General features: G+C 45.9%; 23 protein-coding genes and 1 other RNA gene. 17 read left to right on the top strand and 7 right to left on the bottom strand.

The window, feature by feature from the left end:
- Positions 1 to 244: 244 nt before the first annotated feature.
- Both parE and parC read left to right on the top strand, forming a co-directional pair.
- Positions 245 to 2,125, top strand: a complete 1,881-nt coding sequence (gene parE / locus R7E29_RS18205) for a DNA topoisomerase IV subunit B (protein ID WP_005387417.1) — start codon at positions 245 to 247, stop codon at positions 2,123 to 2,125.
- A gap of 3 nt (positions 2,126 to 2,128) precedes the next feature.
- Positions 2,129 to 4,414 carry a DNA topoisomerase IV subunit A gene (gene parC / locus R7E29_RS18200; RefSeq protein ID WP_017633605.1) on the top strand — a complete coding sequence of 762 codons (2,286 nt, stop codon included), beginning with the start codon at positions 2,129 to 2,131 and terminating at the stop codon, positions 4,412 to 4,414.
- Positions 4,415 to 4,451: 37 nt separating this feature from the next.
- On the opposite strand, the gene degS is transcribed toward parC, so the two are convergent.
- From degS to zapG, 3 genes are all read right to left on the bottom strand, one after another.
- Positions 4,452 to 5,516, bottom strand: coding sequence for an outer membrane-stress sensor serine endopeptidase DegS (gene degS / locus R7E29_RS18195; protein WP_017633606.1), 1,065 nt, complete (start codon positions 5,514 to 5,516; stop codon positions 4,452 to 4,454).
- 190 nt (positions 5,517 to 5,706) lie between these two features.
- The gene (locus R7E29_RS18190; RefSeq protein ID WP_025768400.1) at positions 5,707 to 7,074 is read right to left on the bottom strand and encodes a Do family serine endopeptidase; all 1,368 of its coding nucleotides are present in this window, start codon (positions 7,072 to 7,074) and stop codon (positions 5,707 to 5,709) included.
- 200 nt (positions 7,075 to 7,274) lie between these two features.
- On the bottom strand, positions 7,275 to 7,718 hold the full coding sequence (zapG, locus tag R7E29_RS18185) for a Z-ring associated protein ZapG (protein WP_005379861.1): 444 nt from the start codon (positions 7,716 to 7,718) through the stop codon (positions 7,275 to 7,277).
- Between the two features lie 195 nt (positions 7,719 to 7,913).
- On the opposite strand from zapG, the gene zapE reads away from it, so the two are divergent.
- The 8 genes from zapE to sspB all read left to right on the top strand — a co-directional run bounded on the left by zapE (position 7,914) and on the right by sspB (position 14,623).
- Positions 7,914 to 9,017, top strand: a complete 1,104-nt coding sequence (zapE, locus tag R7E29_RS18180; RefSeq protein ID WP_005387411.1) for a cell division protein ZapE — start codon at positions 7,914 to 7,916, stop codon at positions 9,015 to 9,017.
- A gap of 251 nt (positions 9,018 to 9,268) precedes the next feature.
- Complete coding sequence (gene rplM, locus R7E29_RS18175; RefSeq protein ID WP_005372872.1) at positions 9,269 to 9,697, top strand: 50S ribosomal protein L13; 429 nt, start codon at positions 9,269 to 9,271, stop codon at positions 9,695 to 9,697.
- 15 nt (positions 9,698 to 9,712) lie between these two features.
- Complete coding sequence (gene rpsI, locus R7E29_RS18170; protein WP_005372876.1) at positions 9,713 to 10,105, top strand: 30S ribosomal protein S9; 393 nt, start codon at positions 9,713 to 9,715, stop codon at positions 10,103 to 10,105.
- A 693-nt stretch (positions 10,106 to 10,798) separates the two neighbouring features.
- Positions 10,799 to 11,389 (top strand): ubiquinol-cytochrome c reductase iron-sulfur subunit, encoded by a 591-nt coding sequence (petA, locus tag R7E29_RS18165; protein ID WP_005372877.1) that lies wholly within the window; start codon positions 10,799 to 10,801, stop codon positions 11,387 to 11,389.
- Positions 11,389 to 12,654, top strand: coding sequence for a cytochrome b (locus R7E29_RS18160; RefSeq protein ID WP_005372880.1), 1,266 nt, complete (start codon positions 11,389 to 11,391; stop codon positions 12,652 to 12,654). Before petA ends, R7E29_RS18160 begins: the two co-directional genes overlap by 1 nt.
- Positions 12,651 to 13,388: a cytochrome c1 gene (locus R7E29_RS18155; protein ID WP_017633608.1), complete on the top strand. Its 738-nt coding sequence runs from the start codon at positions 12,651 to 12,653 to the stop codon at positions 13,386 to 13,388. The genes R7E29_RS18160 and R7E29_RS18155 overlap by 4 nt, the downstream gene beginning before the upstream one ends.
- A gap of 96 nt (positions 13,389 to 13,484) precedes the next feature.
- Positions 13,485 to 14,120, top strand: coding sequence for a stringent starvation protein SspA (gene sspA / locus R7E29_RS18150; protein WP_005372897.1), 636 nt, complete (start codon positions 13,485 to 13,487; stop codon positions 14,118 to 14,120).
- A 17-nt stretch (positions 14,121 to 14,137) separates the two neighbouring features.
- A complete protein-coding gene (sspB, locus tag R7E29_RS18145; RefSeq protein ID WP_005387408.1) occupies positions 14,138 to 14,623 on the top strand; it encodes a ClpXP protease specificity-enhancing factor in 486 nt (161 codons plus the stop codon).
- A 71-nt stretch (positions 14,624 to 14,694) separates the two neighbouring features.
- Here the strand turns inward: sspB and R7E29_RS18140 are convergent, their stop codons facing one another.
- The 4 genes from R7E29_RS18140 to R7E29_RS18125 are packed head-to-tail and all read right to left on the bottom strand — an operon-like array spanning position 14,695 to position 18,145.
- Positions 14,695 to 15,363 carry a BON domain-containing protein gene (locus R7E29_RS18140; protein ID WP_017633609.1) on the bottom strand — a complete coding sequence of 223 codons (669 nt, stop codon included), beginning with the start codon at positions 15,361 to 15,363 and terminating at the stop codon, positions 14,695 to 14,697.
- A 21-nt stretch (positions 15,364 to 15,384) separates the two neighbouring features.
- Positions 15,385 to 15,975 carry a phosphoheptose isomerase gene (locus R7E29_RS18135; RefSeq protein ID WP_005372901.1) on the bottom strand — a complete coding sequence of 197 codons (591 nt, stop codon included), beginning with the start codon at positions 15,973 to 15,975 and terminating at the stop codon, positions 15,385 to 15,387.
- 3 nt (positions 15,976 to 15,978) lie between these two features.
- A complete protein-coding gene (locus tag R7E29_RS18130) occupies positions 15,979 to 16,347 on the bottom strand; it encodes a YraN family protein (protein WP_005372903.1) in 369 nt (122 codons plus the stop codon).
- The gene (locus R7E29_RS18125; protein WP_005372905.1) at positions 16,334 to 18,145 is read right to left on the bottom strand and encodes a penicillin-binding protein activator; all 1,812 of its coding nucleotides are present in this window, start codon (positions 18,143 to 18,145) and stop codon (positions 16,334 to 16,336) included. The genes R7E29_RS18130 and R7E29_RS18125 overlap by 14 nt, the downstream gene beginning before the upstream one ends.
- Positions 18,146 to 18,213: 68 nt before the next feature.
- On the opposite strand from R7E29_RS18125, the gene rsmI reads away from it, so the two are divergent.
- The 7 genes from rsmI to murF form a co-directional block, all read left to right on the top strand.
- On the top strand, positions 18,214 to 19,077 hold the full coding sequence (gene rsmI / locus R7E29_RS18120) for a 16S rRNA (cytidine(1402)-2'-O)-methyltransferase (protein WP_005372907.1): 864 nt from the start codon (positions 18,214 to 18,216) through the stop codon (positions 19,075 to 19,077).
- Positions 19,078 to 19,244: 167 nt separating this feature from the next.
- Positions 19,245 to 19,675, top strand: an RNA gene (gene rnpB, locus R7E29_RS18115) — RNase P RNA component class A.
- Between the two features lie 175 nt (positions 19,676 to 19,850).
- Positions 19,851 to 20,801, top strand: coding sequence for a 16S rRNA (cytosine(1402)-N(4))-methyltransferase RsmH (gene rsmH / locus R7E29_RS18110; protein ID WP_017633610.1), 951 nt, complete (start codon positions 19,851 to 19,853; stop codon positions 20,799 to 20,801).
- 5 nt (positions 20,802 to 20,806) lie between these two features.
- A complete protein-coding gene (ftsL, locus tag R7E29_RS18105) occupies positions 20,807 to 21,124 on the top strand; it encodes a cell division protein FtsL (RefSeq protein ID WP_005372920.1) in 318 nt (105 codons plus the stop codon).
- The gene (locus R7E29_RS18100; protein WP_086046525.1) at positions 21,121 to 22,914 is read left to right on the top strand and encodes a penicillin-binding transpeptidase domain-containing protein; all 1,794 of its coding nucleotides are present in this window, start codon (positions 21,121 to 21,123) and stop codon (positions 22,912 to 22,914) included. Before ftsL ends, R7E29_RS18100 begins: the two co-directional genes overlap by 4 nt.
- A gap of 62 nt (positions 22,915 to 22,976) precedes the next feature.
- On the top strand, positions 22,977 to 24,458 hold the full coding sequence (murE, locus tag R7E29_RS18095; RefSeq protein WP_054576659.1) for a UDP-N-acetylmuramoyl-L-alanyl-D-glutamate--2,6-diaminopimelate ligase: 1,482 nt from the start codon (positions 22,977 to 22,979) through the stop codon (positions 24,456 to 24,458).
- A partial coding sequence (murF, locus tag R7E29_RS18090; RefSeq protein ID WP_318082814.1) for a UDP-N-acetylmuramoyl-tripeptide--D-alanyl-D-alanine ligase occupies positions 24,455 to 25,617 on the top strand: 1,163 nt, incomplete at its 3' end. The genes murE and murF, both read left to right, overlap by 4 nt.

Genomic DNA, 25,617 nt, shown 5'->3' with positions numbered 1-25,617 from the left:
AAGCGATTGGAAAAGGCTCATAGTTTTTATTGATATATCCAACCGTTTCTTGACATGGGCGGTATGCTTTCCGACTATGTTTTGCCAAAAGATCTTAAGGGTCGAGGACCCTGGCTACTTTGTTATGCATCATGTTTACAAACTCTTAGTGATGTGAACAGGGTGGCTTTTTCGTTTCCTGAGTATGGGTACGCCCATTGGTGATACTCAGGCAACAAGTAAACTTTGAGAATAATTCCGTATTATGACTGAACAATATAATGCTGGTGCCATTGAAGTACTGAATGGCTTAGAGCCAGTACGTCGCCGACCAGGGATGTATACGGATACAGCGCGCCCAAACCATTTGGGCCAAGAAGTTATCGACAACAGTGTCGATGAAGCGCTAGCCGGACATGCCTCAAAAGTACAAGTCATCCTACATGCTGACCAATCACTCGAAGTGATCGATGATGGTCGAGGCATGCCTGTTGATATCCACCCAGAAGAGAAAGTATCAGGCGTAGAGCTAATTCTATGTAAGCTACATGCGGGTGGTAAGTTCTCTAACAAAAACTACCAATTCTCTGGTGGTTTGCACGGGGTAGGTATATCTGTAGTAAACGCGTTGTCAAAACGCGTTGAAGTAACAGTTCGTCGTGATGGTCAAGTGTATGAAATTGCATTTGAACACGGCGAGAAAGTGTCTGATCTGACCGTAACTGGCACATGTGGTCGTCGCAATCGCGGTACCAGCGTGCATTTCTGGCCTGATGCGAAGTACTTCGATTCGGCTAACTTCTCTGTGACGCGCTTAGTCAACAACCTGCGCGCAAAAGCGGTTTTGTGTCCGGGCTTAGAAATCACATTAACCGACAAAGTTAATGGCAAAGACTATAAGTGGTACTACGAAGACGGTCTTAAAGACTATCTTGCGGAAGGTGTAAAAGGCTATCCAGTTATTCCTGAAGAACCATTTACTGGTGAGTTCTTGGCGGATACTGAAGCGGCAAACTGGGCGGTAATTTGGCAGCCAGAAGGCGGTGAGATGATCACCGAAAGCTACGTTAACCTGATCCCAACCGCTCAAGGTGGTACGCACGTTAATGGTTTACGCCAAGGCTTGTTGGAAGCGATGCGCGAATTCTGTGAGTTCCGTAATCTATTACCTCGTGGCGTGAAGCTAACGGGTGATGACGTTTTCGACCGCTGTTCTTACGTGCTGTCGGTTAAGATTCAAGACCCGCAATTTGCAGGCCAGACCAAAGAACGTCTGTCTTCTCGTCAAACCGCGGCATTTGTCTCTGGCGTTGTAAAAGATGCGTTCAGTCTTTGGTTGAACGAAAAGCCTCAGCTCGCAGAGCAATTGGCAGAAGTCTGTATCGCTAACGCACACCGTCGTATGCGTGCAGCGAAAAAAGTCGTACGTAAGAAAGTGGCGTCCGGCCCAGCACTGCCAGGTAAGTTGACCGACTGTTCAGCACAGGACTTAAGTCGCACTGAAATCTTCTTTGTGGAGGGTGACTCTGCGGGTGGCTCGGCAAAACAGGCACGTGACCGTGAATTCCAAGCTGTGATGCCACTGCGTGGTAAGATCTTGAACACGTGGGAAGTCTCTGCCGATCAAGTTCTTGCGTCTCAAGAAGTACACGATATCTCTGTTGCTTTGGGTATTGACCCAGATAGCGACAACCTCGAGAGTCTTCGTTACGGTAAGATCTGTATCCTTGCCGATGCGGACTCGGACGGTCTTCACATCGCAACGCTGCTTTGTGCTCTATTTACTCGTCACTTCCGCGCACTAGTGGAAGCGGGTCATATCTATGTGGCGATGCCGCCTCTGTATCGAATCGACTGCGGGAAAGAAGTGTTCTACGCCCTCGATGACGATGAAAAAGATGGCATTTTAGAGCGCTTGTCGAAGAAGAAAGCCAAAATCAACGTGCAACGATTCAAAGGTCTGGGTGAGATGAACCCACTTCAGTTGCGTGAAACCACCATGGATCCGAACACGCGTCGCTTAGTGCAGTTAACCATTGACGACTCTACGGCGACCATGGAAATGATGGACATGCTGCTAGGTAAAAAGCGTGCAGATGACCGTCGTTCTTGGCTACAAAACAACGGCGACTTGGCAGAGGTGTAACGGATGTCTACAGAAATTACCTACGATGGCGTCGAACAATTGCCAATGCGCAAGTTCACTGAAGACGCTTATCTGAACTACTCGATGTACGTAATCATGGACCGCGCCTTGCCATACATTGGTGATGGCTTAAAGCCGGTTCAACGACGCATCATTTATGCGATGTCAGAGCTTGGTCTCTCTGCATCAGCAAAATACAAAAAATCTGCACGTACCGTTGGTGACGTGCTAGGTAAATACCATCCGCACGGTGATTCAGCGTGTTACGAAGCGATGGTATTGATGGCTCAGCCATTCTCTTACCGCTATCCATTAGTGGATGGTCAAGGTAACTGGGGTGCGCCAGATGATCCGAAATCATTTGCGGCAATGCGTTATACCGAAGCAAAACTGTCTAAGTTTGCTGAAGTATTGCTTGGCGAACTTGGTCAGGGCACGGTTGAATGGCAACCTAACTTTGATGGCACAATGAAAGAGCCACAAATGTTGCCAGCACGTCTGCCTCATATCCTGCTTAACGGTGTAACCGGCATTGCCGTTGGTATGGCAACAGACATCCCACCGCACAACGTTCGTGAAATCGCAGATGCGACTATTCATTTGATCGACAACCCGAAAGCAGAACTGCCGGACGTGATGCAGTATGTCAAAGGTCCAGATTACCCAACAGAAGCAGAAATTATCTCGCCGCAAGCGGATATCGAGAAGATTTACCGCAACGGTCGTGGCAGCATAAAAATGCGCGCGGTTTGGCATAAAGAAGGTTCTGATATTGTTATCACTTCTTTGCCTCACCAAGTATCGGGTGCCAAACTGCTTGAGCAAATCGCTAACCAGATGCGTGCGAAGAAGCTGCCAATGGTTGACGATCTTCGTGACGAATCGGATCACGAGAACCCAACGCGTATTGTTGTCGTGCCTAAGTCAAACCGCGTCGATTGTGATTTGTTGATGAACCATTTGTTCGCATCAACGGATCTTGAGCGCAGTTACCGCGTTAACTTGAACATGATTGGTTTGGATAACCGTCCTCAAGTTAAAGGTCTGGTGCAAATTCTGTCTGAGTGGATCGAGTTCCGTCGTACGACTGTGCGTCGTCGTCTACAACATCGCCTAGACAAAGTAATGGCTCGTCTACACATCTTGGAAGGTTTGTTGGTTGCTTACCTCAACCTAGATGAAGTGATTGAGATCATCCGTACTGAAGACGATCCAAAAGCGGTGCTGATGGAACGCTTTGGTATTACCGATATCCAAGCGGATGCAATTTTAGATACCAAACTTCGTCATCTAGCAAAACTAGAAGAGATGAAGATCCGTGGTGAGCAAGACGAGCTAGAGAAAGAGCGTGAGAAGCTAGAACAGCTACTCGGTTCTGAGCGTCGTCTGAACACACTACTGAAAAAAGAAATCAAAGCAGACGCAGAGAAATACGGTGATGATCGTCGCTCTCCAATGGTTGAGCGTGCAGAAGCAAAAGCGCTGACTGAACGTGACCTCGTACCAAGTGAGCCAATCACGGTTGTGCTTTCTGAGAAAGGTTGGATTCGTCACGCGAAAGGCCATGACGTGGATGCCGAAGGCTTAAACTATAAGTCGGGTGATAAGTATTTAGCGCATGCTCGAGGTAAGAGTAATCAGCCTGCGGTATTCCTAGGTAGTGACGGTCGAAGTTACTCTCTGGAATCGCACTCACTGCCTTCTGCTCGTAGTCAAGGTGAGCCGATTACCGGTCGCTTGAATATTACGGCTGGTAGCAGTATTCGCCAAGTCATCATGAGTGAAGAAGATCAGCTGTGGCTGGTGGGCTCAGATGCAGGTTACGGCTTTGTATGTAAAGGCGCGGACTTGCTGTCTAAAAACCGCAGTGGTAAAGCGCTCGTCACTTTACCTGCCAACTCTGAGATAATGACGCCAAAAGAGATTGAAGATTTAGACTCTGATGAAATCTTAGCAATCACTAACCAAGGTCGCATGCTGCTGTTCCCAATCAAAGACTTGCCACAACTGGCGAAAGGTAAGGGGAATAAGATCATCAACATTCCTGCTGCTAAAGCAAAAGAGCGAGAAGAAGTACTATCTCACTTAATGTCTTTACCAAAAGGTGCATCGCTAACGTTGTACGCGGGTAAGCGAAAGTTGGGTCTTAAACCGTCTGACCTTGATAACTTCCGTGGCGAACGTGGTCGCCGAGGTGGGTTATTACCGAGAGGTTTGCAGCGAGTCACTCGCATTGAAGTTGAGCTAGATGATTCCGATACGACGGAAACACCGAGCGATAGCGAGTAACGCACAAATAAAAATCCCAGCCAATGGCTGGGATTTTTTATGCTTCTTGCTTGTCTTCGGCAATGGTGACTTTCAAGGTCATCTCTTTTCCTTTGCGAATGATACCGACGTCCACGGTGGTGCCAGGACGTAAATCGGTGACGATATCCATAACGCTCTGACGCCCTTGCACTTTATTGCCATCAATACTGATAATGATGTCCTGCTTTTGGAAGCCTGCCGCATTGGCTGGACCATTTGGATCAATACCAAGTACGACAATACCACCTATGTGTTCATTTCCAAGTAAGCGAGCAGTGACCGCATTAATGTCTTGGCCGTCGATTCCAATATAACCACGAATCACGCGGCCATCAGCGATGATTTTCTGCATGATCTTACTCGCTAGCGGCGCAGGGATCGCAAAAGAAATACCGTAAGTTTCTAAGTCTGTCGCTTGCTGAAAAGAGGCGGTGTTAATGCCGACGAGCTCGCCTTGTGTGTTCACTAGGGCTCCACCAGAGTTACCTTCATTGATGGCGGCATCGGTTTGAATGAATGCTTGACGACCGTCGCTAATAGATGAACGACCTGTGGCAGAAATAATGCCGAACGTTGTGGTTTGTCCAAGGTTGTATGGGTTACCGATGGCTAGTACTACGTCGCCCACTTGTGGTTTGTAATTAGAGTTCAGAGGGATTACGGGCAAATTCGAACCTTCGACACGCAGCACGGCTATATCAGTACGTTTGTCTGTCCCTACGAGCTGAGCCGCTGCGGCTCTGCCGTCTTGTAATGCCACAACAATTTGATCAGCTTGAGCAACCACATGATAGTTAGTAATGATGTAGCCTTTCTCACTAACAATGACACCTGACCCCAGACCTTGAGTCGAGAGTTTACTGCGATCATTCTCAACATACTTACGGCTGTAGATGTTTACCACTGCAGGCGCTGCTCTTCGGACCGCTTGATTAAACGTCAATTCGACTGATGCGATATTAACAGGTTGAGGATCAAGCGCGGCAGGAATTACGTTGTTGCGCAAAGATGGAACCGCCAGTAATACCACTGCGGCAGTAGCCAAGCCTAAAAAGACAGAACGTAATAAAAAGCTGAGCATATCCTCTCCATGCGTGAGCGCCAAAATGGCATCGAAGATGAAGAATAGCATTACATTGAAAAATAACAAAAGGGCAGCACGTCATCGCGCTGCCCTTTTCATTAGTTATTGAGCGATAAGGAAAAGTGATCGAGCCTTATCACTCAGTACTATGCATCGAAAACCTTATTTTCTATCACTTTGAAAGTGGTTAACGAATGACAAGATAAATAGTACGCTCACCACGTTGAATATTAAGAGCCAGTACACCTTTGTGTTTCTCTACGATTGTACGAAGCTCGGCAAGGTTTTTCACTCGTTGACGGTTCACACCGATAATAATGTCACCTTGTTGTAATTGATATTGAGCAGCCGGAGAGTTATCTGCAACGCTCGATACTTTAACACCTTGGATTACATCACTTGGTGTTGTATTGCTTAATTCCGCCCCTTTGAGTCCCTCATGTAATGTCTCCGCTTTAGCTTTCATATTCGTAGATTCGCCAAGCGTTACATCAAAGGTTTTATTCTTACCATCTCGAACCACACCTAATGTGATTTCTTTACCTGCGCCCAGTGTTGCCACTTTTGCGCGGAGCTCTGAGAAAGTATTAATCGCTTTGCCGTTCACCGATACAATTACGTCACCGGCTTTTAATCCTGCTTTATCGGCTGCGCTGTCCGGTACGACTTGACCAATAAAGGCCCCTTTACTCGACTCGTAACCCAATGCATCAGCTAGCTCAGAGGTTACTTCGCCACCTTGCACACCCAACATGCCGCGTTTGACTTCACCAAACTCTAGAATTTGATCAGTGAGGTTTTTCATCATGTTTGATGGAATCGCAAAGCCAATACCCACATTACCGCCGTTAGGGCCTAAAATTGCAGTATTAATACCGATCAGCTCACCATTAAGGTTGACCAATGCACCACCAGAGTTACCGCTGTTAATTGCGGCATCGGTTTGGATGAAGTTTTCGAAGTTTTCAACGTTTAAGCCACTACGACCAAGGGCTGAAACAATACCCGAAGTTACGGTTTGACCGAGCCCAAATGGGTTACCAATCGCAACCGTAAAGTCACCGACACGCAGTTTGTCGGAATCCGCGACTTTAATCTGCGTTAAGTTTTTCGCTTTCTCTAATTTAAGTAACGCAACATCGGCCATTTCATCACCGCCAACGAGCGTAGCGTCATACTCGCGCCCGTCAAAGAGGCGAACTCGAATCTCATCTGCGCCCTTGATCACATGGTAGTTAGTGACAATATGGCCTTTCTTCGCATCAATAATGACACCAGACCCTAAACCTCTGAACGGGCGCTCTCGCCTTTGTTCCATAGGAAAGTCTGGGCCAAAGAAAAATTGAAATTGCTCGGGAATGCGGCTGGTTTGTACTTGTTTACCTTCTACAGCAATACTCACAACAGCTGGGGTCACCTTCTCAAGCATTGGTGCCAAGCTAGGTAACTGTTGGCCATCCACATTCAAAGGTAATGCGGCAGTGGCTTGAACTGGGGCAATAATCGACCCCAAACTCAGAGATAGAACGGTGAGCGCAAGCAGTGGTTTTTTCATCCAATAACTCCTCTTGAAACATGTCTGCCAAAAAGAAATATCCGAACGGTTAGTTCACTTTGTTAATAACTAATATAGGGTCTAGTTCGGACAATCAAAAGGGGAGGCAGTGCACATCCAAGTTAGAGCGAAGGTGAGGTGAAAAAGTTCAAAAAAGGGCCGATACAAATGTATCGGCCCTAGATAGAAGTAAGAGAGGATTATGATGCTTTTGCGGTTACCGCTTCGGGAGCATTAATGATTTCTTTCTCTTGATCCTTCAAAAGACCGGTGGCGCCATTAGCGTAGTCTTTTGGTTGTTCGTTAAACTCTGGTTGATCTTCTGCAATGGTTTCAGACGACATTGCCGTTTTCTTATCAAACGGGTTGTCTTGTTCTGGTAAGTTTGGCAAAAGCTCAGAAGAGGTCTTGGCCATATGTTGGTATAGCTTGGTGTAATCTTTACCTAGGGTGTCCAACATTTCTGCGGTTTGTGCAAAGTGATCGACGAGCTCTTGACGTTGTTGCTCTAATTCAAACTTGGCCGCTTCAAGTTCTTTCTGCACAGACTTTTGTTTCTTGTATTCAGGGGTGGTTAGTCTACTAATGACTACGCCTACGATTGTACCGACCAGCAAACCCACAATGGCATAAATCCAAGGCATAACTGCTCCTTATAGTTGTTTTAACAAGTCTTTTACTACTTAGTTACACGCGGTGCTCGTCCATGTTACTATGGCTTGAACAGCCGATAAAGAAAAATAGCAGTATGTCTTCGGGGACTGATAACTACTTCTCTCTATTCTCAAAGTTGACCCCGAGGTAACCCTTTTCTCTATACCTCTATACGACTTAATACGATGACACCACTACAACAATATCAAAAAGACATAGCAGAACACGGGTTTCAGCGTGATGAAGCTCAGTATCAAGCGGTCGTTGCATTAGACAAGCTTTACCATGCTATCGTTGAATTTCAGTCAGCGCCTGTGCCTCAGCTTTCCAAATGGCAAAAGCTAATGGGGAAAAAAATCGACAAGCCTGAACCACCAAAAGGCCTTTACTTTTGGGGTGGGGTAGGTCGCGGTAAAACCTACCTTATGGACGCATTTTTTGATGCTTTACCGACCCAAAGAAAAATGCGCGTCCACTTCCATCGATTTATGTATCGAGTACATGATGAGTTGAAGCTGTTAGGTGATGTCGAAAATCCTCTATCAAAAGTGGCGGATAAATTTAAAGAAGAAGCAGATGTGGTTTGCTTTGATGAATTTTTTGTTTCCGACATTACTGATGCGATGATCCTTGCAACGTTACTTCAAGAAATGTTCAAGCGGCAGATGATCCTAGTCGCGACTTCAAACATCGAGCCGCAGAACTTATATCGTAACGGTTTGCAAAGAGCGCGCTTTTTGCCCGCGATCGATATGATTTTGGCACGTTGTGAAGTGTTGAATGTCGATAGTGGCGTTGATTATCGCTTAAGAACGTTAGAACAGGCTGAAATATACCATTACCCGCTTGATGAGCAGGCTAGCATAAACCTTAACAAATATTATCAGCAGCTGACTGGAGAGCGTCAGTTTGTTGCTCATCAAATCGAAGTTAACCACCGTCAACTAGCGGTGATTGAAGCAAGTGACGGGGTGCTGCATGCGTCGTTTGCTCAGTTGTGTCAAACTGCTCGCAGTCAAAATGACTACATTGAATTGTCTCGTATTTACCACACTGTATTACTGGCAGATGTTCAACAAATGAACCGAAAAATAGATGATGCGGCGAGACGCTTTATCGCGCTGGTCGATGAGTTTTACGAGCGCAATGTTAAGTTGATTATTTCTGCTGAAGTGCCAATGGCCGACTTATATACTGACGGGCAGTTAGAGTTCGAATTTAAGCGCTGTTTGTCTCGGCTTACTGAGATGCAAAGTCATGAGTATCTCGCGCGTGAACATTTGGCCTAGATCCAATGGGTTCTTAAAAAAGTGAAGAAAAAATTAGTGATTTGGCGCAAAAAAAGGTGATTTTTTCTTCGCTCTTCTCTATAATCCTGCGACCCACCGTTACTGCAGACCTGATTATCGAAGTTATTTCGAAATTGAAGGTCGAGAGTACCAACGACTCGAAGGGGTGATGACTGGGCTCTTAGACAGTGTGGGAGCACTATTGGGTGTTCCTTTAAAGTTTAAAATTTAATTAACGGGTTATTGTTAGCATGAAAACTTTCGTTGCTAAACCAGAAACTGTAAAACGCGACTGGTACGTTGTAGACGCTGAAGGTAAAACTCTTGGCCGTCTAGCAAGTGAAATTGCATCTCGCCTACGTGGCAAACATAAAGCTGAATACACTCCTCACGTTGACACTGGTGATTACATCATCGTTATCAACGCTGAGAAAGTTGCTGTAACTGGTAACAAAGCTAAGAACAAAGTGTACTACCGTCACTCTGAATTCCCAGGTGGTCTAAAATCTATCACTTTTGAAAAGTTGATCGATCGTAAACCTGAGATGGCTCTTGAGCTTGCAGTTAAAGGCATGCTTCCACGTGGTCCTCTAGGCCGTGCTATGTACCGTAAGCTAAAAGTTTACGCGGGCGCTGAGCACAACCATGTTGCTCAACAACCACAAGTACTAGACATCTAATTGGGGATTTCGAAAATGGCAGAGAATCAATACTACGGCACTGGCCGTCGCAAAAGCTCAGCTGCACGTGTTTTCATTAAACCAGGCAGCGGTAACATTGTAGTAAACAAGCGTAACCTTGACGAATACTTCGGTCGTCCAACAGCACGTATGGTTGTACAACAACCTCTAGAGCTAGTTGAACTAACTGAAAAGCTAGACCTTTACGTAACAGTTAAAGGCGGCGGTATTTCTGGTCAAGCTGGTGCTATCCGTCACGGTATCACTCGCGCGCTTATGGAATACGATGAGTCTCTACGTCCTGCTCTACGCGCAGCTGGCTACGTTACTCGTGACGCTCGTTGCGTTGAACGTAAGAAAGTTGGTCTACGTAAAGCACGTCGTCGTCCACAGTTCTCTAAGCGTTAATTTCCTCTTATCGGGAATTATGCTTTCAGAGTTACTCTGGAAACTGTGTACCAAAAGCTCGGCTCTATGCCGGGCTTTTTTGTATTTAAAGACATCATACTTGTCTTCAAGCAACGAACAGCCTTCACTTATCATCACACTCCGAGCAGGCCTTCTTATTCGTCCTCTTCGTCGAAAGGTTGTCAGTGCCGTTTTATATGTGTGCCTTATTTAATCGCGACTCACCACGCTTTCTCTTGCGATGCAGCATAGATGTATTCATCAGCAAGAATGTCTTTGTATCTTATTCTCCCTGTAACATGTTTTAAAATGACTTACGCTCCTTTTTGAGCATTCTGCGTGCTACAAAATTGAAAATATAAACACAGCAAGCTGAACGCGTAATACGAAATATTTCTCTGTGTAATTAACTGAAAACTACCAAGATAAAAGGTTTTATCCGCTTTCAGCGGGGCTTCTATGTGGTGCTTTCTTGTTACAAATCACATCAATTTTTTATAATTCTGCCGCTTTTGTGACGACGCGAGCGATTTGCCTCACAAATGTTACAAAAAGGTAGCTTTATCTTGTCAAAAAGTAGGGTTTTCTTTATCATTTCCCTCCAATAAATAGAACTAAATTCATTATTTGTTAGCCATGCTCTTATAAGCGGAATAATAACGATCCAAAGGGAGCAAATGGGAGAATGTTTGGATGAGCAACGCGCCTTTAAATAACGGTCGCAGGCGTTTTCTAACCGCTACAACGGCAGTTGTTGGTGGGTTAGGGGCAGTCGCCGTCGCCGTGCCTTTTATCAAATCATGGAATCCGAGTGCTAAAGCCAAAGCGGCGGGCGCACCGGTGGAAGTGGATATAAGTAAAATTGAACCAGGTCAGCTGGTTCGTGTTGAGTGGCAGGGAAAACCTGTATGGATTGTTCGCCGCACTCAAAGCGTTCTGGATAACTTAAAATCGATCGGTGATAAGCTTCGCGATCCACAATCTGAAATGGAGCAGCAGCCTGAGTACGCTCAGAATGAGTTTCGTTCGATTAAGGAAGAGTTTTTCGTCGCAGTTGGTTTCTGTACCCACTTAGGTTGTTCACCAACCTATCTACCTGACTCTTTCTCAGAGCAGGTGCAGGGCGTAAGATCTGGCTTCTTCTGTCCTTGTCATGGTTCTAAGTTCGACATGGCTGGTCGAGTGTTCCAAGGAGTACCTGCTCCGTTGAACCTTGTCGTTCCTAAGCACATGTATTTGAGCGATACCAAGCTCATTGTGGGTGTTGATGAGGGAGATGCATAATGCAAGCAATGTTAGATTGGGTTGAAAAGCGTATTCCTGCAATGAATGCTTATAAAAAGCATTTGTCTGAATACCCAATGCCTAAGAACTTCAACTTTTGGTACCTTTTCGGTTCTCTGGCGATGCTGGTTCTTGTTAACCAAATCCTAACGGGTATTTGGCTAACGATGAACTATGTTCCTTCAGGTGACGGTGCATTTGCGTCCATCGAATACATTATGCGTGATGTAGAGTACGGTTGGCTTCTGCGTTACATGCATTCCACTGGCGCGTCAGCGTTTTTCGTTGTTGTGTATCTTCACATGTTCCGTGGTTTGATCTACGGTTCATACCAAAAACCTCGTGAACTGTTGTGGATCTTCGGTATGTTGATCTTCTTAGTTCTCATGGCTGAAGCGTTCATGGGTTACCTACTTCCATGGGGTCAGATGTCATACTGGGGTGCGCAGGTAATCATTTCCCTGTTTGGTGCTATTCCTGTTATCGGTGATGACCTAACGCTTTGGATTCGTGGTGACTACATCATCTCTGGTGCAACGCTAAACCGTTTCTTTGCACTACACGTTATTGCACTGCCTATCGTTTTGCTTCTTCTTGTTGTTCTGCACGTATTGGCGCTGCACGAAGTAGGCTCAAACAACCCGGATGGTATCGAAACTAAGCTGCCAAAAGGCTCAATGGGCGACGATTACAAAACGCAATTCAAGTTCCACGATTACTACACGAAGAAATATGACATCATTGATTCGATTCCTTTCCATCCGTACGGCACGGTTAAGGACTTGGTCGGTGTTGCTGGTTTCTTGTTCTTCTTCTGTTACGTGCTGTTCTTTAACCCAGAAATGGGTGGGTACTTCCTTGAGCCGCCTAACTTTGAAGCTGCAAACCCACTGAAGACACCAGAGCATATTGCTCCGGTATGGTACTTCACGCCGTTCTACGCAATCTTACGTGCGGTTCCAGACAAACTATTAGGTGTTATCCTAATGGGCGCGTCAATTGCAGTGCTGTTTGTTCTACCTTGGTTGGATCGTTGTAAAGTTCGTTCATACCGTTACCGTAGCAAACTTCATCTATTGAATATTGTACAGTTCACCATCGCCTTTATCGCTCTGGGTATTTTAGGTGCGTTACCTGCGACACCAACGTACACACTACTATCTCAGATCTTTAGCTTGTGTTACTTCATGTTCTTTGTGTTGCTGTTCTTCTACAGCAAAAATGAAGCAACCAAACCATTACCAGAGAGGGTGACATTCAAATGAAGAAGTGGATTGTAATTCTATTTGCTATGTTGCCATCACTAGCGATGGCAGCTGGGGCCAGTGTTCCGCTGGATAAAGCGAATGTTGACCTTACGGATAAAGCTTCGCTACAAAACGGCGCGAAGTTATTCATGAACTACTGTTTTGCTTGTCACTCTACGCAATACCAGCGTTACGAGCGTGTAGCAACAGACTTGGAAATTCCAACAGACTTAATGAAAGAAAACCTGATTTTCAATCCTGAAGCGAAAATCGGTGATCTAATGGTCAATGCTATGCCACCGAAGCAAGCGGCAAACTGGTTTGGTGCTCCACCACCAGATCTTACGTTGGTTGCACGAGTTCGTGGTGCTGATTGGTTATACACTTACTTACGCTCTTTCTATGTTGATCCATCTCGCCCATTCGGCGTGAACAACATCGTCTTCCCGAGTGTTGGTATGCCGCATGTGCTTGAAGAGCTACAGGGCATCCCGACGCCTATTTACGATACGAAAATCGTAGATGGCGAAGAAGTACAAGTTGTTGTTGGTACTGAAACCGATGGCACGGGTGAGCTGAGTGAAGGCGAATATGACAAAGCGGTTGGCGATCTCGTTAACTTCTTAGTTTATTCAGGTGACCCAGTGCAGCTTGAGCGTCACGCTCTAGGCTGGTGGGTAATGGGCTTCTTAGTGCTTCTAACCATCGTTGTCGTGATGCTCAAGAAAGAGTATTGGCGCGATGTGCATTAATTGTGCTAAAATACCGTGCTAATTCCCAATTTTAATTGATGTACAATGGAGGCTTAGCCTCCATTGTTTTTATTTGTAAGTGTACTGGAGGGCTCCATGGCTGTAGCTGCCAATAAACGTTCTGTGATGACTCTTTTCTCAAGTGCATCAGATTTGTATAGCCATCAGGTTCGCATTGTACTAGCTGAAAAAGGTGTAAGTGTTGAAGTTGAGCTTGTTGACGAAGCAAACCTTCCTGCTGAGCTTGTTGAGCTAAACCCATATAAATCAGTGCCAACTCTTGTTGACCGTGAGCTAGCTCTTTACGATTCAAAAATCATCATGGAGTACTTGGACGAGCGTTTCCCTCATCCACCTCTAATGCCGGTTTACCCTGTTGCTCGTGGCAACAGCCGCTTGATGATGTACCGTATCGAACGCAACTGGTATTCACTCGCTGAAAAAGTGATGAAAGGTAATGCGGAAGAATCAGAAAAAGCACGCACAAAGCTGCGTAATGATCTTCTGACGTTAGCGCCAATTTTTGCTGAATATGAGTACTTCATGAGCGAAGAATTCAGCTTGATCGATTGTTACTTAGCTCCACTATTGTGGCGTTTGCCTCAACTTGGTATCGATCTTGTTGGCCCTGGTTCAAAAGAAATCAAGGTATACATGAACCGCGTATTTGAACGTGATTCGTTCCTTGCTTCTTTGACTGAAGCTGAACGTGAAATGCGCCTAGTTCGCTAAGCGATTTGAAACACGTTATGGATATTGCAAAAATGACTGCTCGCCGCCCGTATATGCTTCGCGCATTTTACGACTGGTTAGTAGACAATGACTTGACTCCTCACTTGGTTGTGGATGCAACAATGCCAGGGGTGCGTGTCCCGGTTGAATTTATTCAAGATGGTCAAATTATTTTGAATATTGCGCCACGTGCAGTGGGTAATCTTGAGTTAGGTAATGATGCGATTACCTTCCATGCTCGCTTTAGCGGTCGTCCGCACTCAGTGATTGTGCCTGTGTATGCTGTTCAAGCTATTTATGCACGTGAGAATGGTGCTGGTACTATGTTTGAACCAGAAGAAGCGTACACTCACATCGAAGAAGAAGCGATGACCGAGGAAGAATCATCCCCATCGTTCACAACGGTTAGCGATGAGCCTTCTGAGTTAGTTTCTGATTCAGATGCCGAAGAGGACGATGCTCCTCGACCAAAAGGCAAACCAAGCTTAAGAGTGATTAAATAATAAAAAAGCAGCGTAACGCTGCTTTTTTCTTTTTAACTTGTTGAAGATGATTTCAAGCCAGACTTTGGAAATTACTCACTAATCGTAAAGACTTCGACGTTCTCTTCACTTTCTGTGCTTGCCTCACTTTCTATTGTTTGTACACCGTCACTCGGTAAGTCCACTTCAACAGGCTCCATTTCGCCGTATTGGAACCCTTTAATGACTTGTTTTACGCCTGAGATATTACGTGCGATTTCTGTCGCTCGATCGCCTTGCTCTGGTGTGACATAACCAAACAGAAAAACATCGCCATCTTCGGTGATCACTTTAACCTTAACACCATTAAGCTCAGAATCAGTAAGCAAAGCTGACTTTACTTTGGTTGTGATCCAGCTGTCATTGCTAATCTGGGTAACAGTGAGTGGCTCTTTTTGTTTGATTTGATTGTGTATGACTTTTACACCACTAACTTCTCGAGCCCTTCGCTCTAAAGCAAGGATAAGGTCTTGTGTCGGAGCTTGTCCCATAAGGACTACAGTCCCATTATATGAACTGGCAACGACACGAACTTCACCTTTAAATGGTGCTTTATTGCCGATCGCCGCAACTTCGAATTCGATGTTATTGTCCTGCCAGATTTGTTTTGTCGTGCGTGTGTCCGTGACAATATTCGCTGTGGTTGCTGCACCTGCGATAAACAAACCTGCGCAACCACTTAAACTCAATGCTGTTAATAAGATAACGAGGCTACGTATCATAATTCTGACTCTCAGTCTTGGTTACTCTTCGTGAGCAGGGAAAAGCACCTGGTCAATAAGATCACAAAGACAATGGAGTGTTACCATATGTACTTCGTGAATACGTGCAGTGCGGTGTGATGGAATACGAATTTCGACGTCGTTCTCACCGAGTAGTCCTGCCATCTCTCCGCCATCTTTTCCTGTTAGCGCGATAATCGTCATGTCTCGAGTTACGGCTGCTTCCATCGCTTTGATAATATTTTTACTGTTACCGCTAGTCGACATGGCAAGCAAAATGTCGCCTGGTTGACCAAACGCTCGTACCTGTTTTGAGAAGATTTCCTGGTAGTGGTAATCGTTGGCCACTGCGGTTAGGGTGGTATTATCGGCGGTTAAGGCCATTGCTGGTAGGCTAGGGCGCTCAGTTTCAAAACGGTTTAAAAGACAAGAAACAAATTGTTGAGCGTTTGAAGCACTGCCGCCATTACCACAACATAAAATTTTATTGCCATTAAGCAGGCTCGACACCATCGCTTGAGCTGCATGAGTAATGGCATCAGGCAGCGCCTCTGCTGCTGCGATTTGAATTTGAATACTTTCTGTAAAGCTGTCTTTAATGCTGTCTAGCATCGCTTATCCTTCAGAGATTGCGTTTTCTATCCAGTTGATATCTCGCCCATTATCATGAATGGCGATGACATCAAATCGATAATCGATATTGTGTTTTAAGCGCTTTTGTTGGCTAAGCCAAACTTGTGCGGTTTTGACTAGCTTGCGCATTTTAGCGTGCGTCACCATTTCTGCTGCCGAGCCAAAGTGATTGTTCTTACGGTATTTGACTTCAACAAACACAATAGTTTCACCTTGTTGGAAGATTAAATCAATCTCACCGACCTTAGTCAGAAAATTTTGTTCAATAAAGTTTAAGCCCTGGCGTTGTAAATATTGCTTCGCCAGAGCTTCATATTGATTTCCGATTTGGCGCTTGCTAAAGAGCCCCACGCTCAGCCCAGCTTAGCTCACGCTGTACAACACAATTATTGTCGATACTTAAAATACCGGTTTGGCCGCCAACTGAGTAGCCCGGAACGACCTTCATTTGTGGCAGCTCCCCAATCAATTTATACGCATCCATACCCAGTGCTTTCAAACGTTTTTCCATGTTAGATTGCTCTGACCACAGCTCGTTCATTTCAGCGGTCACGCTAGGGTCTGGGTCAATCAGTAATGGAATATCGCTGTAGATGATGCCTGTTAGATCTTCGTAAGTCGCGCCGCCACTGTTGCTACGCGAGCTAGAGAAAATTTGTGGCGCTTTGGCGTCTGGGTTAATCGCTACCTCAATAAACGGCTTGATCAAAGTCAGTTCCGTGCTTCTAGCAACAATATAAACCGCATCGACATCACGACGGCTACGTGGCTGTGTTTCAAGCTTGATACGCATTAATGATTGCATCTGAGCAATGCGTTGTTTGCTTTCTTGCAGACCAAATACTTCATTGATGTCTTTTTGAAGTTGGCGCTTGTCGCCAAAATAACTTGCTGCGACTTTATTAGAGCTGTACTTGCGCCATTCTTTGTTGAACGCTTCAGTTACGCGCTCACCAAAGCTGCCCTTTGGTGCCAGAATCAGAGGGAAGTTATAGCCTTCGCTGAACAAGTGTTTCGCTGCCTGTGCGGCTTCTTGTTCTGGTGATAATGCCAAGTAGCAAATATTGCTATCTGGTTGCACATCTTCGGGAATATTTAGCGCAAGGGCTGGAATCGTAGGACCATTTTCTGAGCCATCCATGGTTGTGTGCAATAGCTCAACGTTTTCTTTTTCTAGGGGACCAACAACAAAGTCGATGTTTTCATTGATCAAACGTTGTTTAATTTGGTCGGCGTTATACGCATTAGTGTCGATTACCGTGAGGGTAGCGCTTGGATCACGGTTACGATCATTCATCATCGCAAACACAAAACCATCACGAATTAATTGCGCTTGTGGCGAGAACTTACCAGTAAGTGGCAGTAACAAAGCGGTGTTGTTTGGTTTAACGATGTCTAGAGAGAGAATGTTTTGAATCTCTTCTGGTGTGTAGATAGCGGCTGGGTGCGATGGGTTCTCGTTTAACCAGCGTTCTAGGGTATTTTTTAGTTGGGATAAGTTGCCCGACAGCGTTTTCGCATAAATAGCGAGTTGTAGCCAACCATCCAAAACATCTTCATTTGGCTCTGTTTCTAATGAGGTCAGTTCGTACTCGGAGTAGCTGCCAAAGTTCATCCAAATACGGCTAGAAATCTCTCTCTGCTCCGCGGACGATGCATATTGGCCAAATGCAACCAGTTGGCGGTTTGCCTCAAACGCTTGGTTAAGACCTTGATAAGCGTCGGCACGCATCAAGTAATAGTCTTTCCATTGCTCATTTGGCAACTTCCACCAAGGTTTAAAATTCAACAATTGCAGCAACTGAGAGTAATTACCCTGTTTTTGCTGTATGGTCGCACGCGCTAGTTGCCACTCTGCTTGCTGAACTTCGGTTAACTGTTGACGAGCCAGGCGCTTGATCAACATTTCTGCTTGATCAAACTGGTTTGCTTGAATCGCGGCTTTGGTTGCCATGATCAACCAGTCATTTTGTAAACTGCCTTCCGTGCTATCAGCTTGGATCATATAGTTCTGAACAGACTGAGTAGGCTCAAGTGTTACATCAACGCCATCAGGCTGTCTTGGACCTGAAGAACAGGCGGCGAGCGTAATTGCTAGTGCAACAGGAGTAAGTATGCGTGGTACACTGAGTCTCTTATGGTTAATCATTGCCGTGAGTTCTCTATAATTTTGTACAAAATTGTCTCTATATTAATCGTTGAAGTGATGGTAAACAAATGACAGATAAAAATAAGTTGCCGAATGAGGGGCCAACTCTCTATATCGTACCGACTCCAATCGGAAATTTAGCGGATATCACCCAACGTGCTATCGAAATTCTGTCGACTGTGGACATCATTGCCGCTGAGGATACTCGACATACGGGCAAATTACTGTCTCACTTCAATATTCAAACCAAAACTTTTGCTCTACATGACCACAATGAGCAGCAAAAAGCACAAGTTTTGGTAGAAAAGCTGCTTTCCGGTCAGTCTATCGCATTAGTTTCTGACGCTGGTACGCCACTTATCAGCGACCCAGGATACCATTTGGTGACAAAATGTCGTCAAGCGGGCGTTAGAGTTGTGCCTCTTCCAGGTGCCTGTGCGGTCATTACGGCGTTAAGTGCCTCTGGCTTGCCATCGGATCGCTTTAGCTTCGAAGGTTTTTTACCCCCGAAAAGCAAAGGTCGTAAGGATAAATTCCTAGAGATTGCTTCGGTAGAGCGTACGTGTATTTTTTACGAGTCACCGCACCGTATTTTAGACTCTCTACAAGACATGTTAGACGTTCTTGGCCCAGATAGAGAAGTTGTGTTGGCAAGAGAGCTAACAAAAACCTTTGAAACCATTCAAGGCATGCCGTTAGGTGAGCTGATTGAATGGGTGAAAAGTGACGATAACCAACAGCGTGGTGAAATGGTATTGTTGGTACATGGCCATCGTGAAACAACAGACGACTCACTACCTGAAGATGCTTTACGCACGTTAGGGATTTTGACCAAAGAGCTGCCTTTGAAAAAAGCAGCTGCTTTGGTGGCAGAAATACATAACTTGAAGAAGAATGCGCTATATAAATGGGGCTTAGAAAACTTAGACTAAGTGCCGCTAGCGAGATAAATGGTCAATGAGGGCTGATGTTTAGGAATCGGCCTTTTTATTATCTATTTTTGGCGCGCTGACTAAAAAGTCATCACTTAGTGCATTCATTTCATCATATCTGTGATCTAACTAGACTCTGAAGTGAGAACTCTATACAATCCGCCCTCGGAGCTGACTGGGTAGTCGCTGCTTTGTTGATGTCCTTCGGGAGACTGACGTCGAAGTCCTTTTGGGAGACTGACGTTGACGTCCTTCGGGAGACTGACAAAGGGGAGGAAAGTCCGGGCTTCATAGAGCAAGGTGCCAGGTAACGCCTGGGGGGCGCAAGCCTACGACAAGTGCAGCAGAGAGAAGACCGCCGATGGCCCGTAAGGGTACAGGTAAGGGTGAAAGGGTGCGGTAAGAGCGCACCGGACGACTAGCAATAGTTCGTAGCAGGGTAAACTCCACCTGAAGCAAGACCAAATAGGCCTCCACATTGCGTTGCTCGCGTAAGGAGGCGGGTAGGTTGCTCGAGCCAGTGAGTGATTGCTGGCCTAGACGAATGGCTACCGCCGCGCAAGCGGAACAGAACCCGGCTTATGTGTCGGCTCCACCTATTCGAGACCCATCTCTACTTCGGTAGTGATGGGTTTTTTGCATTTAATTGACGCAAACTATGTCATTACCAATAAACTTGGCGTAAATCACGTCTAACTTTAGACTTGTGGTGGCGATGATGTAGGAAATCAGTACACTAAAGAATCGCTTCAAGATCATTCAACGAGAAAGCTATGACCGAAACCTTCCAACATATTTCCGTGTTATTAAATGAATCCATTGATGGCTTAGCTATCAAACCAGACGGCGTCTATATTGATGGAACATTTGGCCGTGGCGGTCACAGCCGGACAATTCTATCTAAACTCGGTGAAAATGGCCGACTGTACAGTATCGACCGTGACCCTCAAGCGATCGCTGAGGCAGGCAAAATCAATGACCCTCGCTTCACCATTATTCATGGTCCATTTTCTGGTATTGCTGAGTATGCTGAAGAGTATGGACTAGTTGGAAAAGTGGATGGTGTTCTGCTGGATTTAGGCGTTTCTTCTCCTCAGTTAGACGACGCAGAGCGTGGCTTTAGCTTTATGAAAGATGGTCCGTTAGATATGCGTATGGACCCGACATCAGGTATTCCAGTATCTCAATGGTTGATGGAAGCAGACCTCGATGATATCACTTGGGTCATTCGCGAGTTCGGGGAAGATAAACATGCGCGCCGTATTGCAAAAGCGATTGTTGCCTACCGTGAAGATGAAGAAAATGAGCCAATGGTTCGCACTGGTCAGCTGGCAAAATTGATTTCAGATGCCGCACCGAAAAGTTTTAAAGAGAAAAAACACCCTGCGACTCGTGCTTTCCAGGCTTTTCGTATTTACATCAACAGTGAGTTAGAAGAAATTGATACGGCACTTAAAGGCGCGGCGAGCATTCTGGCTCCTGAAGGCCGTTTATCTGTGATTAGCTTCCACTCTCTGGAAGACCGTATGGTCAAACGTTTTATCCGTAAAGAGAGCAAAGGGCCTGAAGTGCCACACGGTATTCCAATGACGGAAGAGCAAATTCGTGCTCTTGGTAGTGCGAATATGAAAGCGGTGAGCAAAGCGATTAAGCCAAGCAAACAAGAAATTGAAATGAACCCTCGCTCGCGCAGCTCTGTGTTAAGAATTGCGGAAAAGCTTTAATTATTATGACGAAATCCACTCCTAATCTTGCTAAGTTGATTGCAACAGATCTCCTCACTGTTGGTCGCTGGCCATTACTGTTGTTGCTATTGATCGTGGCATCGGCAATGGGAGTGGTATTTGCTACCCACCATGCGCGTCAAGCGATCACCGAGAAAGACCATACGTTGGTTGAACGAGAACGATTAGATAGCGAATGGCGTAACTTAATGTTGGAAGAAACTGCCCTCGCGGAACACAGTCGTGTTCAAGACCTTGCCAAAAAAGAACTTGAAATGAAACGACCTGATGGCGATAAAGAAGTGGTTGTCACGCTCAAATGATTAGAAAAAAATCCAACACGAAACAAGCCAATAAGCGTAAACCTGTAGCAAAAGAGAAAGCGGCTACGGGGGATAAGAAAACCGATAACAAAGCAGTGAAAGTGGCGGTCGAAGAATCTTTCTTGATTCGTTGGCGCTTCCATCTATTACTGTTTTTTGTTTTTTGTGCATTTGCCCTTTTGGTGGCACGCGTAGCCTACATCCAAATCATTGAGCCAGATAACCTGATTAAACAAGGTGACCTACGTTCGGTTCGTGTTAAATCCATTCCTTCTGCTCGCGGTATTATTTCGGATCGAAATGGTGAGCCGCTTGCTGTCAGTGTACCGGTTGAGGCGGTTTGGGCAGATCCTGCCACGATATTTAAAGAAAACGCGTTAAGCCAGACCAAAAGTTGGCATGCATTAGCGGATGTTCTTGGTATTGACCGACAAGGGTTAATAGACAAAATCAAGCGCAATGAAAAACGCCGCTTTATCTACTTGCAGCGCCAGGTCAGTCCGGCCATGGCGAACTATATTCGTGAGTTAAAGCTGCCAGGTGTTGGCCTTAAGTCGGAATCTCGTCGTTATTATCCTGCAGGTGAGGTTAGTGCTCACTTAGTCGGTGTGACAGGCATTGACGGGCATGGCCTAGAAGGTGTGGAGCGTAGCTACGATGAGTGGCTCACTGGCGCGGCGGGTAAGAAAACTATCCGTAAAGACCGTTATGGTCGTGTTGTGGAAAACATTGCTTGGCAAGACAAGCAAGAAGGTAAATCACTTCAGTTAACTATCGATCAGCGTCTACAGGCGATTGCGTATCGTGCGATTAAGCAAGCCGTTGCGGACCACCGCGCCACTTCAGGTTCTGTTGTCATGTTGGATGTAAAAACGGGCGCCGTATTGGCCATGGTTAATGCTCCTTCTTACAACCCTAACAATCGTAGCGATTGGCAAAGCTATCAAATGCGTAACCGAGTGATCACGGACTCAATGGAGCCCGGTTCGACCATTAAGCCTTTCGTTATTTTAGCCGCCTTAGAAAATGGGATAGCCGATAAAGATACCATCGTAGATACCGGTAATGGTGTCCTACGTTTAGGTGGTAGTCGAGTCAGAGATGTCTCTCGCGTAGGCAAAGCGAGCTTGACCACGATCCTTAAAAAGTCGAGTAATATCGGTGTGACGAAGCTAGCAATGCAAATGCCGGTAGAGGCGCTTCTTGGGCTGTACAGTTCAGTGGGTTTTGGTGAGCTTTCTGGCCTAAACCTAGTTGGGGAAGTGACGGGTATTTTTCCTACACGAACTCGTTGGTCGCCAATTGAGCGCGCCACGATTGCGTTTGGTTACGGTCTATCAATTACACCAATCCAGCTAGCCCATGCTTATGCGACGCTTGGAAACCTTGGCAAATACGAGCCTATTCATATTATTGAAAGCAATGATCATGACATGTCACGTCAAGTGGTGAGTGCGAAGTATGCGCGTCAAGTATTAGACATGTTGGAAACCGTAACTCAAAAAGGGGGCTCGGCTCGCAGAGCGGCAGTTCCTGGTTATCGAGTGGGAGCGAAAACGGGTACATCACGTAAAGCTTCTGCCGGTGGGTACAGCGACGAGTACATCACCTACACGGCTGGGCTTGCTCCGGTTAGCGATCCGCGAATTGCTTTGGTGGTGATCGTAAATGAGCCTCAAGGCGATGACTACTATGGTGGTTCGGTAGCGTCTCCTGTCTTCTCTGAAATCATGAAAGGCGCGCTACAAATACTCAATGTTGCACCTGACGAAAACAAATTCCAACAGTAAGCCCTGTGGTTTACTGAGCAAACAAAATTAAGAAAACCTGAGCCAAAGCTCGGAGAACAAATATGACTAAAGCCATCAGTATGGACGTGCTGCTTTCCCCTTGGGTGGATTGCCCTAGCTTATCGTCCGTTCTTGTTTCTGAATTGGAGCTCGACAGCCGAAGAGTTCAACCTGGAACCACGTTTGTAGCAGTGATTGGCCATGTTGTGGATGGGCGTAAATTCATTGCCTCTGCAATTGAGCAAGGTGCAAATGCAGCCCTGGCGCAAGCCTGCGATGTCAAAACACATGGTACGGTGGAAATCATTGATGATGTTCCCGTCATTTACATTGATAGGTTGGACCAATGTTTATCCGCAATTGCTGGAAAGATCTATGCTTACCCTGATATGGATTTGATTGGTGTCACCGGCACCAACGGCAAAACCACCATTACCCAGTTAATAGCGCAATGGCTAGAACTGCTTGACCATAAAGCGGCGGTAATGGGAACAACAGGAAATGGCTTCCTCAATAACTTGCAACAAGCTGCGAATACAACGGGGAATGCCGTTGAAATTCAGAAAACGCTCTCCTCTCTCGCAAATCAACAAGCCACATACACCGCGCTAGAAGTATCTTCTCATGGCCTGACGCAAGGTCGTGTCAAAGCATTATCATTTGCGGCGGGCGTGTTTACTAACTTAAGTCGTGACCATTTAGATTATCATGGCACGATGGAAGAGTATGCCAATGCAAAGCTTGGGTTGTTCACGCAACACCAATGTGAACGTGCCATTATCAATGTTGATGATGAAGTCGGTCATCAATGGGCGTCGCAGTTAAGTAATGCGATCGCTGTCTCGCTCAAGCCGAACACTGAATTTGAAAGCGCAATTTGGGCGACGGAAGTCAGTTACGCAGAGTCAGGGATTACTATTAAGTTCGATGGTAAATTTGGCTCAGGTGAATTGCACGCGCCTTTGATTGGTGAGTTTAATGCAACCAACTTAATGCTCGCTTTTGCGACCTTATTAAGCTTAGGTCAAGAGAAACAAGCGTTACTCGAAACCGCAGGTCAACTGCAACCTGTACTCGGCCGAATGGAGTTATTCCAAACTAAGGATCGGGCCAAAGTCGTGGTTGATTATGCCCATACTCCTGATGCTTTAGAAAAAGCGCTGCAAGCTTTACGAGTTCATTGTGAAGGCCAGCTGTGGGCTATTTTTGGCTGCGGTGGCGATCGCGATGCAGGTAAGCGCCCAATGATGGCGGAAATTGCAGAGCGTCTAGGCGACAGAGTGGTGTTGACTGACGATAACCCACGCAGCGAAGACCCGGTTCAGATTGTGAAAGACATGTTAGCTGGGCTGTCAAAACCTGCAGAAGCGGTTGTTCAGCATGACCGCTTCAAAGCACTGTCTTATGCCATTGAAAATGCTTCGCCAAACGACATTATCTTGTTAGCAGGGAAGGGCCATGAAGATTATCAGATTCGTAATGGCGAAACGATTCATTACTCCGACCGCGAGTCCGCAATGCAACTTTTAGGATTGACCTCATGATCAAAGTAACGTTATCTCAAATTGCAGACATCACTCGTGGCGAGCGATTCGGCGACGATCTACTTATCGACGCGATTTCTACTGATACACGAGCGATTGAGCATGGGGCTCTATTTGTGGCGTTAGTAGGGGAGCGCTTTGATGCGCACAACTTTTGCCAACAAGCGGTAGATGCAGGTGCCGGTGCTTTACTCGTAGAAAAACGCTTAGATGTGAATGTGCCGCAAATTGTGGTGTCGGATACCAAACTTGCATTGGGTGAGTTTGCTTCTTGGGTGCATCAAGCATGCAAAACACCTACCGTTGCCATCACCGGAAGTTGCGGTAAAACGACCGTAAAAGAAATGGTTGCGAGTATCCTGCAATTGAAAGGCAAAGTGTTATTCACGGCGGGTAACTTCAATAATGATATTGGTGTTCCGTTGACATTATTGCGCTCACAGCAGGATGATGATTATGCCGTGATTGAGCTTGGTGCTAACCATATCGGTGAAATTGCTTACACGACTCAGTTAGTAAAACCAGATATCGCGTTAGTGAACAATGTAGCAGCCGCTCACCTTGAAGGCTTTGGTTCTATCGATGGCGTGAAACAAGCCAAAGGTGAAATCTACCAAGGCCTTTCAGCTGGTGGTATTGCGATTGTTAACCTAGACAGCAATGGTGAAGCCAAGTGGGATGAAGTGTTAGCAGATAAGAAAGTCATTACTTTTTCACAAAGTAATACTGATGCAGACTTCTTCGCTTCTAACATCGTATTGAACGCCGCAGGTGAAGCAAGCTTTGACTTACATATCGCAGCAAGCTCACAAGAAATTGAACTGTCTCTGGGTATTATAGGTCAACACAACGTTGCGAATGCGATCGCTGCTTCTATTATTGCGTTACAAATGGGCGCCACATTAGAAGAGGTTCGTGCTGGCCTTAAACATTTGAACAAAGTGAAAGGTCGCGTCGAGGTTGAAGCGCTGAGCGAAAAGATAAAATTGATTGACGACAGCTACAACGCGAGCGTGCCAGCCATGAAAGCGGCAGTTGATTTATTGGCCGCTTTCCCAGGTCAACGCTGGCTGATTTTAGGTAATATGGCGGAATTGGGCGAGGAAAGTCTTGCACTTCATCGTCAAGTCGGGGAACATGCTGCCCCACAAAAATTTGA

It is taken from the genome of Vibrio sp. Vb1729, from assembly GCF_033338655.1.
In the GTDB taxonomy this organism is placed as follows: domain Bacteria; phylum Pseudomonadota; class Gammaproteobacteria; order Enterobacterales; family Vibrionaceae; genus Vibrio; species Vibrio alginolyticus.
The sequence above is the reverse complement of the archived record's forward strand: the minus strand, read 5'-3'. Positions and strand labels throughout refer to the sequence as shown.